We start from the raw sequence: 9,129 nt of genomic DNA, 5'->3' as shown, positions 1-9,129 counted from the left end.
GGCTAAGGTGACATCTAAAGCGGGGTAGGAGTAAGTAGCTGGAGCACCAACCCCTAAAAATTTTGCGATGCGGCGTAATAATTGGCCCATGCCTATATGCTTCTCTTTTAGCGTTTTCTGTATCCTAAACGCTTAGTGGCGCACAAGAAAGGGTTGTGCGCCACCGAGTTTTTATTGTTTAGGTTTAAAACGCAATAAGCGGTTAGCGTTGCTGACTACGGTAATAGAGGACAGTGCCATCGCCGCACCAGCAACTACTGGGCTGAGTAATGTGCCGGTGAACGGGAATAGAATACCCGCAGCAATCGGGATCCCCAGCGCATTGTAGAAAAATGCGCCCAGCAGGTTTTGCTTCATATTGCGCAATGTTGCTTTGGAAAGCTCAACAGCATCTGCAACTCCATGCAGGCTATGGCGCATCAAGGTAATAGCCGCAGTTTCAATCGCAATATCACTGCCGCCTCCCATGGCAATACCGACATCGGCTTGCGCCAGTGCTGGTGCATCATTGATACCATCACCAATCATGGCCACTTTATGCCCGGCAGCTTGCAGTTGCTTGATAGCTTCAGCTTTGCCATCAGGCAGGACACCGGCGATCACCTGATCGATACCTGCTTCTTTGGCAATGGCATTGGCAGTAATAGGGTTATCACCGGTTAACATCACCAAGTTGTATCCTCGCTGATGTAAACGTTGCAATGCGCTGATACTGTCACTGCGCAGCGGGTCGCGTATTGATAGCAGTGCCGCAGGCTTACCTTGTGCTGTCAGAATAACCGGAGTTGTACCACTTTCAGCTTGTTGCTGTATTAATGATTGCAACTCACTGGTATCAATCTGTTGCTCTTCCAGCAGGCGATTATTCCCCAGCAATAGCGCCACGCCATCAACCTCGCCACTAACACCTAAACCACGTAATGTGCGGAATTGGTTGACCGTTGCCAGTGTTAGCCCCTCGGCGCGTTGTAAAATGGCGCGTGCCAGTGGGTGATTCGATCCAGTTTCTAACGCGGCCGCCCATTCCAACGCTTGTTGCTCACTGACCCCATTAAAGGTATGAATGGCGACCACTTGCGGATGCCCTTCGGTCAGAGTGCCGGTTTTGTCGAATACCAAGGTGTCGAGATTACTGGCCTGCTGCAACGCATCGGCATCGCGTACTAATACCCCAAATTCAGCCGCCCGACCCACGCCCGAGATGATTGACATCGGCGTTGCCAGCCCAAGCGCACAAGGGCAGGCGATAATCAGCACTGTCGTGGCGACCACCAGGGTATAGACCAATTGCGGTTGCGGGCCGAAGAAATACCAAATCAGCCCAGCAATAACGGCAATGGCGACTACCGTTGGCACAAATACCGCGGAGATCCTATCGGCCAGCTTACCTATCTCTGGTTTACTGCTTTGGGCCTGACGCACCAGCTTAATGATTCGCGCTAATGTTGTTTGGCTGCCGATAGCATTGGCGCGAAACAGCACCGTACCATCCTGTACTTGTGTCCCGGCATGGACAACATCACCGGTGGACTTTTGTTGTGGGATAGGTTCGCCAGTCAACATGGCTTCATCCATCCACACCTCGCCTTGTACAATCTCACCATCAACCGGCACGCGGTCACCGGTGGTCAAACGCAAGGTCATACCCAACTGCACATCGGCCAATGGGATGAGTTTTTCACCTTCATCGGTGACCAGCCGGGCTGTCGGCGGTGCCAAATCCAACAAGCGCTCCAGCGCATTGGAAGAACGTTGTCTGGCGCGTTGTTCCATCGCATGACCAAGGTTGATCAGACCGATAATCATGGCACTGGCTTCATAATAAAGATGGCGGGCTTCCATCGGGAAGACATCCGGCCAGATATTCACCGTGATGGAGTAGATCCACGCTGCACCGGTACCTAGCGCTACCAGGGTATCCATGGTGGCACTACCATTTTTTAGGCTGACCCAGGCATTACGATAAAAATGCCCACCGGCAAATATCATCACCAGCAGAGTGATTATCCCAACTATCAGCCACGGCGTTTGAGTCTCAGGGGTTAGCGTCATGCTACCGCCAAATAGCCCCCATCCCATCAATGGGATACCCAATAACAGCCCCAGTGCTGCTTGCCACTGAAAACGCTTCATACTGGCTTGCGACATTTGCTGTTGGCGCTCGCGTCGCTCTGTTTCATCTTCAATGATTTCAGCACCATAACCGGCATTTTTGACCGCTGCAATCAGTGCCTCATTGCTAGGGTGACCGGTGACTAATGCACTGCGCTCCGCCAGATTGACTCGTGCGACCTCAACACCATCAACACTTTGCAGTGCATTTTGTACTTTAGATACACAACTGGCACAGCTCATCCCGGTCAGTAACAGCTGAACACTGTCATTGTCAGCAGGTTCTGCTAGCGGCTGGCTGGGTTGCGTATTTTTAATGTCAGTTGTCGCTGCCGGAATGGTTGAAGAGGCCGCTGCCAGATATTCCGGCGAAGATGGGGCTGAGTGAGTCAGCGGCTCAGTTTTTGGGGATTGCGCCCCCGGCAGTGTGGCGTGGTAGCCTGCTTGCTCCACAGCATCAATTAACGTTTGTGCCTCAACTTTGCCATACACTTTGGCATTGTCGAGGGAGACATCTGCTGCAATCACACCGGGAACGGCTTCCAGCGCTTTGCGCGTAGATTCGGTACAGTGCCCGCAACTCAAGCCTGATAGCTGTAATTCAATATCAGGAGTTTGAGCTTCCTCTGCCTGATAACCCGCTTGTTTAACCGTATCAATCAGTGTAGTGGTGTCGGCTTCACCCGTTACCTTGGCATAGTGAACATTCACTTCTGCATGATGAACATCTTCACGGCTTTCTAATGCCGTTTTTACGCGTTTGGCACAATTCATACAGGAGAGGCCGTGTAAGGCCAGCACTGTGGTTTGCAACATAGTTGACTCCTTATCGAGTAGGAACCTATCCATAAATTTGTCGGGATAAGTTTAGTCGGTATTCCCAGTCATATCGCTTATATAGGGCAATAACGGACTTTGATCTGTACAGGTTTTATTCCGCTTGACTGACATCCTTCCTTTCACTAATTATAGAGGTTAAACCTTCCAGCAAGGGGAAGGTCAAGGGGGAAGAATGAATATTAGCGATGTCGCAAAAAAAACCGGTTTAACCAGTAAGGCCATTCGTTTTTACGAAGAAAAGAAACTGGTGACACCGCCTATCCGCACGGATAATGGTTATCGAAGCTACAGCGCCAAACATATCGAAGAGTTAACACTGTTGCGTCAGGCACGGCAGGTCGGTTTTACATTAGATGAATGCCGCGAGCTGCTGGCATTGTTTCATGACCCCGCTCGCCACAGTGCGGATGTGAAAGCTGCAACGTTACAAAAGGTAGCGGAAATCGAGAAACATATTAATGATCTCAATCAGATGCGATTACGTTTATTGGCTTTGGCAGACGAGTGCCCAGGAGATGAGGGTGCAGATTGCCCGATTATTAATAACTTGGCGGGGTGTTGTCACGGGAGTGAGAAACAAAAAGTTGGCTAATGTTATGTGAAAGGCGTATCAAAATAAATACGCCTTTTCAATGTGTTAGTGGTGAACAGCCCTGACGTGCAAAGTATTGCCTTCCACTAAAATGACTTCAACTTCGGTGCCGACATTTAGCTCATTAGCGCTATAAATGCGCCAACTGCTATCACCCACTTTCATGCGGCCGTAACCATCAACTGTCGGTTCCGTCAGGGTAGCCCTCGTTCCCAGCAATTGATGATTACGTTGATTCAACATCGCGGGTTGCGGCTTGATACGCTTACTGAGCCAATACCACCACAAGATGGCTGATACGACTGTCAAAACAGCAAACAGTACGCCTTGCATCTCCCAGCTAAAGGGGAAAAGCCAGACCAGAATACCGACCACCACGGCTGCGACACCGCTCCACAGCATATAACCACTGGCCCCTAGCATCTCGGCTGCCAGTAATAGGCCGCCGAGTGATAGCCAAAACCAGTTTGGATTTGCTGCAATTTCCTCCAGCATGGTTATTTACCCCGGCTGTTTTTACTCTCACCAATCAGCTCTGCAATACCACCGATAGCACCCATCAGGTTGCTGGCTTCCAGTGGCATCATAATGACTTTGCTATTATTGGCCGAACCAATGTGTTGCAGGGCGTCGGTATATTTCTGTGCCACAAAGTAGTTAATGGCTTGAATATCACCGGCAGCAATAGCTTCAGAAACCATTTTGGTTGCCTGAGCTTCCGCTTCTGCCGCACGTTCACGAGCTTCTGCTTGCAAGAATGCAGACTGACGTTCACCTTCGGCTTTCAGAATTTGTGATTGTTTCTCACCTTCAGCACGCAGAATAGCCGCCTGACGAACCCCTTCGGCTTCCAGAATATCAGCACGTTTAGTACGTTCAGCCTTCATCTGGGCATTCATCGCAGAAATAAGTTCAGTCGGTGGGCGCACATCACGGATTTCAATACGGGTAATTTTAATGCCCCACGGGTTGGTGGCTTCATCGACGATGTGCAGCAGGCGGCTGTTAATGTTGTCGCGTTGGGACAACATTTCATCCAGCTCCATAGAACCCAAAACAGTACGGAAGTTGGTCATGGTCAGGTTGACGATAGCCAACTCCAAATTGCTGACTTCATATGCGGCTTTCACCGGGTCAATAACCTGAATAAAGCAGACAGCATCAATCGCCACATTGGCGTTGTCGCGGGAAATGATTTCTTGGGATGGAATATCCAGAACCTGTTCCATCATATTGATTTTACGACCAATACGATCCATAAATGGCACAACGATATTCAGGCCTGGCATCAGTGTTTTGGTATAACGGCCAAAACGCTCGACTGTCCATTGAAAACCTTGTGGGACGATTTTGATTGAGGAAAAGACCACAATCAGAGCTACAACGATAAGAACAGGGATAACCGTAAACATATTTAACTTCCTGTCAGCAATGATTTTTGTTTCTTAATATTACGTGACGGGGCGCTAAATGCCTAACGAAAGGCAGGTAAAAGCGTGTAAATGAGAGAAAGTCAGGTTGGGGCAGAATAAAACAGCGCGGGTTGGCCCCGCGCAGTAGCAAATAATGGTAACAGGTAGGGCGAAAAATGATCGTTAAGAGCGCCTGTTAGTACAGCAATGCATAAAGCTGACGGCGGTATTTAGCCGCCAGTGCATCGCCAGTGCCTAATGCGGCCAAAATATCCATTAATGTCTTACGCGCAGTACCATTCGCGGCAGCCAGATCTTGCTTCAAGTGGCCTAGCAACAACTCCAGCGCCTCTTCGTTACGGCCAACCTGATGCAGTTGCAGCGCTAACTGAACAGCCAGTTCGACATTATCCGGTTGTTCAGCGACTTGTTGTTGGAGTTGCTGGATTTCTGGTGTGTCAGCGGCTTGTTTGAGCAACTCGATTTGTGCAATCAGCCCCTGATAACGGCTATCACGGTCTTGCAGTGGTATGGTCGCCAATACGCTTTCGGCATCTTCGCTACGGTTGAGCTGAATTTGCGCATCAGCCAGTTGCAGCGCAATATCGCTGGTTTGCGGGTTATGGCTTTGTTGCATTAACTGCCAGGCATCTTTCAGCAATGGTAGTGCTTCTTGTGCCTTACCCTCGTTCATCAACTGTGCTGCTTCGGCTGCTTTCAACTCTTCAGGCTTCGGTAATACCCGTTGCAATAATTCGCGGATAACTTCTTCTGGCTGTGGCCCTTGGAAGCCATCAACCGGCTGTCCGTCTTTAAACAGATAAACGGCCGGAATTGAGCGCAAACCAAATTGTGAAGCCACCATCTGCTGTGCATCGCAATCGACCCGCGCCAGAATAAATTGGCCTGCATACTCAGCGGCCAGTTTATCCAGCACTGGAGTGAGTTGCAGACAGTGCTGGCTGCGTTCAGACCAAAAATAGAACAGCACCGGTACTGTCATGGACTGTTCTAAGGTCTGATGTAGGTTCGCTTCGGTAATATCAATCGTTGTAGGTGCTAGCATGAATTATTTCTCTCATCCGTTTTATACCCGTCATACTTCAAGCTGCATGTGTGTTGGCTGCTCTCATTCACCCGAATCATTGACTGGTGTCAACTCATCGGGATTCATTCGCTTGCCGCCTTCCTGCCACTCGAATTATTTAGGGTATAGCAGTTAATTGGGGCTAATTATGTTGCTTCAACCCTCATCACTATTATCAAGAATTGCCACGCAGGACTTTATCTAACATTCGGCCCGGTAATATGCGGCGCAGTATCGTCAATGCATGGGCCACTAAGGTGACCGGATAGCGCAATTGCGGGCGCGGGCTTTCCAGCGCGTGACGCAATTTCGGCAAAATCGCTTCTGGTGGCAGTGTAAAACGCTGCGCAATACCGGGGTTACTCACCGGCTTATCAACTTGGGCCTGATTCACATTTTGTGTGAAATGGGTGCTTATCGGGCCTGGTTCAATCAAACTGACATGAATTCCGCTGTCATGCAGTTCCATTCGTAATGCATCCGACCAAGCTTCTAACGCATATTTACTGGCGGCATAGGCACCACGGCCGGCAGTTGAAACCAATCCCATCACTGAACTGGTTTGAATAATGCGCCCTTCACCATGAGGTAGCATGGCGGGCAGTAAAAGCTGCGTCAATTGATGGGTGCCAAACAGATTGGTGGAAAATTGTTTTTCCAACTGCTGGCGTGAAATTGTCTGTAATGGGCCGTACAGGCCAAAACCACCATTATTAAACAAACCATACAAGCGCCCGCCAGTCAGCTCAATAACTTGTGCTGCCGCGCGTTCGACACTGGCACTGTCATCCAAATCCAGTTCAATACCTTCCAGACCCAACAGTATCATCTTTGCCACATCATCGGGCTTACGGCAGGCGGCGAGGACGCGATAGCCTCGGTTTTTCAAGTCTTGTGCTGCAACCAGGCCAATGCCGCTGGAACAACCGGTAATTAATACTGTTTTTTGCATAACTTTACCTGGTGAGTGGTTCTATTTGTTTGAACAAGTGTTATTACTGCTTACTAGTTACTAACGGCTTGAGTTGTTGCGCCATCCAATCTGCAATGAAAGGTTGCGCCTGTGCGTTAGGATGTAAACCATCATCCTGCATCCACTCTGGCTTCACAGCAACCTGTTCCATAAAGAAAGGTACCAATGGAATGCCAAATTGCTGTGCCAGTTGTGGATACATCGCACTGAAGGCATCAGTATAACGGCGGCCGTAGTTAGGTGGAATGCGGATTTGCATCAACAAAGGTTGCGCTTTTGCTTCTTTTATCAGATTGATAACTTGCGTGAGATCCCGTTGAATATCCTGCGGTGGAAAACCGCGCAGGCCGTCATTGGCACCTAATTCAATCAGTACCCAGCGGGGCTGATGTTGTTTCAGCAAGGCAGGCAGACGGGCTAAGCCCTGGGCCGCCGTATCGCCACTGATACTGGCGTTAACCACCTTTGGTAATGATGGGGTAGTCTGCCATGTTTTATCCAGTCGTGAAGGCCAGGCTTCGGCAATGGGCAGGCGGTAACCGGCGCTTAAACTGTCGCCGAGAATCAAAAGTGTATCGGTTGCGGCGGCACGCAAACTGAATAATCCCAATAGTAATAGGAAGGGAAGATGCCAGCGGAAAACGTTCTTGAAGTTCATCATCTTAATAAACACGTCGGTCAGGGTGAGCAACAGCTCTCCATCCTTACCGGAGTTGAGCTGGTTGTCAAACCCGCTCAGACAATTGCGCTGATTGGTGAGTCAGGTTCAGGTAAATCAACTTTGCTGGGAATTCTGGCGGGCCTCGATGATGGCAGTAGCGGTGAGGTGAGTTTACTCGGCCATTCTTTGACTGCCATGGATGAAGAAGGGCGCGCGCAACTGCGGGCAAAAAATGTCGGTTTTGTTTTCCAATCATTTATGTTGGTGCCGACACTTAATACATTAGAAAACGTGCAGCTTCCGGCGCTGTTACGTGGTGAAAGTGAGCGCGAGAGTAAAGTGCATGCCATTGAGTTATTAAAGCTGGTGGGCCTTGAGAAGCGCCTTCACCACCTTCCTGCCCAACTCTCCGGCGGCGAGCAGCAACGGGTGGCGCTGGCTCGGGCTTTTAGTGGTCGGCCAAAAGTGTTATTTGCCGATGAGCCAACCGGCAATCTTGACCGCCATACCGGTGACCGTATTGCTGACTTACTCTTTTCTCTTAATCGCGACTATGACACCACGCTGATACTGGTGACCCATGATGTGCAACTGGCTGGCCGTTGCCAGCGTCGGCTGCGGCTACAAGACGGTAAATTGTGGGAGGAAGCATGATTTGGCGCTGGTTTTGGCGTGAATGGCGCTCGCCCTCACTGCTGATTGTCTGGTTGGCATTAACTCTGGCTGTCGCTTGTGTACTGTCGCTAGGGACTATCAGCGATCGCATGGAAAAAGGGCTTAGTCAGCAAAGTCGTGATTTTCTGGCGGGCGATCGGGTGCTGAAGACGTCTCACCCAGCCCCGGAAGAGTGGTTGTTGGAGGCGAAAAAGCAGGGATTGTCTGTCAGCCGCCAGCTTTCATTTATGACTATGACTTTTGCTGGTGATCGCCCACAACTGGCAGATGTAAAAGCCACAGATTTAGCTTATCCATTGTATGGCAAGCTGGAAACCTCACCGACACAAGTCAAACTTGAGCCGGGAACCGCGCTGGTGGCCCCGCGGTTGTTGGCGCTGCTCGGCGTTAAAGTCGGCGACACACTAGAAGTTGGTGATACTTCGTTGAAAATCATTGGCGAAGTGCTACAGGAACCTGATTCGGGTTTTAACCCCTTCCAGACCGCACCGCGAATTTTAATCAATCTGGCGGATGTAGAAAAAACCGGTGCAATACAACCGGGTAGCCGTTTGAGCTATCACTATATGTTTGCAGGCCCAACGGAGGCTATTACTCAGTTTAGTGACTGGCTGACGCCGCAATTGAAACCGGATCAGCGCTGGTATGGTTTGCAAGAGTCGGGCGGTGCGCTGGGGAAATCCCTACAGCGCGCGCAGCAGTTCTTGCTGTTATCGGCGTTATTGACGTTATTGCTCTCCATTGCCGCTGTTGCCGTGGCGATGGGGCATTATTGCC

At 50.1% G+C, this 9,129-nt stretch carries 9 protein-coding genes and 1 pseudogene; 3 read left to right on the top strand and 7 right to left on the bottom strand.

The features are described from left to right. Positions 1 to 90 (bottom strand): annotated as a pseudogene (locus ACNSO8_RS02160) (conjugal transfer protein TraB); the annotation flags it as partial. A gap of 81 nt (positions 91 to 171) precedes the next feature. After that, positions 172 to 2,928: a copper-exporting P-type ATPase CopA gene (gene copA / locus ACNSO8_RS02155; RefSeq protein WP_050917397.1), complete on the bottom strand. Its 2,757-nt coding sequence runs from the start codon at positions 2,926 to 2,928 to the stop codon at positions 172 to 174. 196 nt (positions 2,929 to 3,124) lie between these two features. Here copA and cueR point away from each other — a divergent pair, with 196 nt between their 5' ends. Further along, positions 3,125 to 3,544 carry a Cu(I)-responsive transcriptional regulator gene (gene cueR, locus ACNSO8_RS02150; RefSeq protein WP_046695335.1) on the top strand — a complete coding sequence of 140 codons (420 nt, stop codon included), beginning with the start codon at positions 3,125 to 3,127 and terminating at the stop codon, positions 3,542 to 3,544. A gap of 45 nt (positions 3,545 to 3,589) precedes the next feature. On the opposite strand, the gene ACNSO8_RS02145 is transcribed toward cueR, so the two are convergent. The 5 genes from ACNSO8_RS02145 to tesA form a co-directional block, all read right to left on the bottom strand. Next, positions 3,590 to 4,039, bottom strand: a complete 450-nt coding sequence (locus ACNSO8_RS02145) for an NfeD family protein (protein WP_005158242.1) — start codon at positions 4,037 to 4,039, stop codon at positions 3,590 to 3,592. 2 nt (positions 4,040 to 4,041) lie between these two features. Further along, complete coding sequence (locus ACNSO8_RS02140) at positions 4,042 to 4,956, bottom strand: SPFH domain-containing protein (RefSeq protein ID WP_005158246.1); 915 nt, start codon at positions 4,954 to 4,956, stop codon at positions 4,042 to 4,044. Between the two features lie 196 nt (positions 4,957 to 5,152). Next, positions 5,153 to 6,022, bottom strand: a complete 870-nt coding sequence (locus ACNSO8_RS02135; protein WP_046051430.1) for a co-chaperone YbbN — start codon at positions 6,020 to 6,022, stop codon at positions 5,153 to 5,155. 196 nt (positions 6,023 to 6,218) lie between these two features. Next, a complete protein-coding gene (locus ACNSO8_RS02130; protein ID WP_019081255.1) occupies positions 6,219 to 6,995 on the bottom strand; it encodes an SDR family oxidoreductase in 777 nt (258 codons plus the stop codon). Positions 6,996 to 7,038: 43 nt separating this feature from the next. Continuing rightward, positions 7,039 to 7,674 (bottom strand): multifunctional acyl-CoA thioesterase I/protease I/lysophospholipase L1, encoded by a 636-nt coding sequence (gene tesA, locus ACNSO8_RS02125; RefSeq protein ID WP_026018172.1) that lies wholly within the window; start codon positions 7,672 to 7,674, stop codon positions 7,039 to 7,041. Here tesA and ybbA point away from each other — a divergent pair. Further along, entirely contained in the window at positions 7,645 to 8,331 is a 687-nt protein-coding gene (ybbA, locus tag ACNSO8_RS02120; protein WP_019081253.1) for a putative ABC transporter ATP-binding protein YbbA, read from the top strand. The two genes, tesA and ybbA, sit on opposite strands and share 30 nt — an antisense overlap. After that, the coding region (locus ACNSO8_RS02115) for an ABC transporter permease (RefSeq protein WP_418393677.1) at positions 8,328 to 9,129 on the top strand (802 nt) is incomplete at its 3' end. The genes ybbA and ACNSO8_RS02115, both read left to right, overlap by 4 nt.

It is taken from the genome of Yersinia sp. LJYL362, assembly GCF_048323875.1.
This window is presented reverse-complemented; position numbering and strand designations above follow the sequence as displayed.

Bases quoted from the DNA above. Each gene is read 5' to 3' on its own strand.
- copA (WP_050917397.1), bottom strand. From the start codon at position 2,928: ATGTTGCAAACCACAGTGCTGGCCTTACACGGCCTCTCCTGTATGAAT.
- cueR (WP_046695335.1), top strand. From the start codon at position 3,125: ATGAATATTAGCGATGTCGCAAAAAAAACCGGTTTAACCAGTAAGGCC.
- ACNSO8_RS02145 (WP_005158242.1), bottom strand. From the start codon at position 4,039: ATGCTGGAGGAAATTGCAGCAAATCCAAACTGGTTTTGGCTATCACTC.
- ACNSO8_RS02140 (WP_005158246.1), bottom strand. From the start codon at position 4,956: ATGTTTACGGTTATCCCTGTTCTTATCGTTGTAGCTCTGATTGTGGTC.
- ACNSO8_RS02135 (WP_046051430.1), bottom strand. From the start codon at position 6,022: ATGCTAGCACCTACAACGATTGATATTACCGAAGCGAACCTACATCAG.
- ACNSO8_RS02130 (WP_019081255.1), bottom strand. From the start codon at position 6,995: ATGCAAAAAACAGTATTAATTACCGGTTGTTCCAGCGGCATTGGCCTG.
- ybbA (WP_019081253.1), top strand. From the start codon at position 7,645: ATGCCAGCGGAAAACGTTCTTGAAGTTCATCATCTTAATAAACACGTC.
- tesA (WP_026018172.1), bottom strand. From the start codon at position 7,674: ATGAACTTCAAGAACGTTTTCCGCTGGCATCTTCCCTTCCTATTACTA.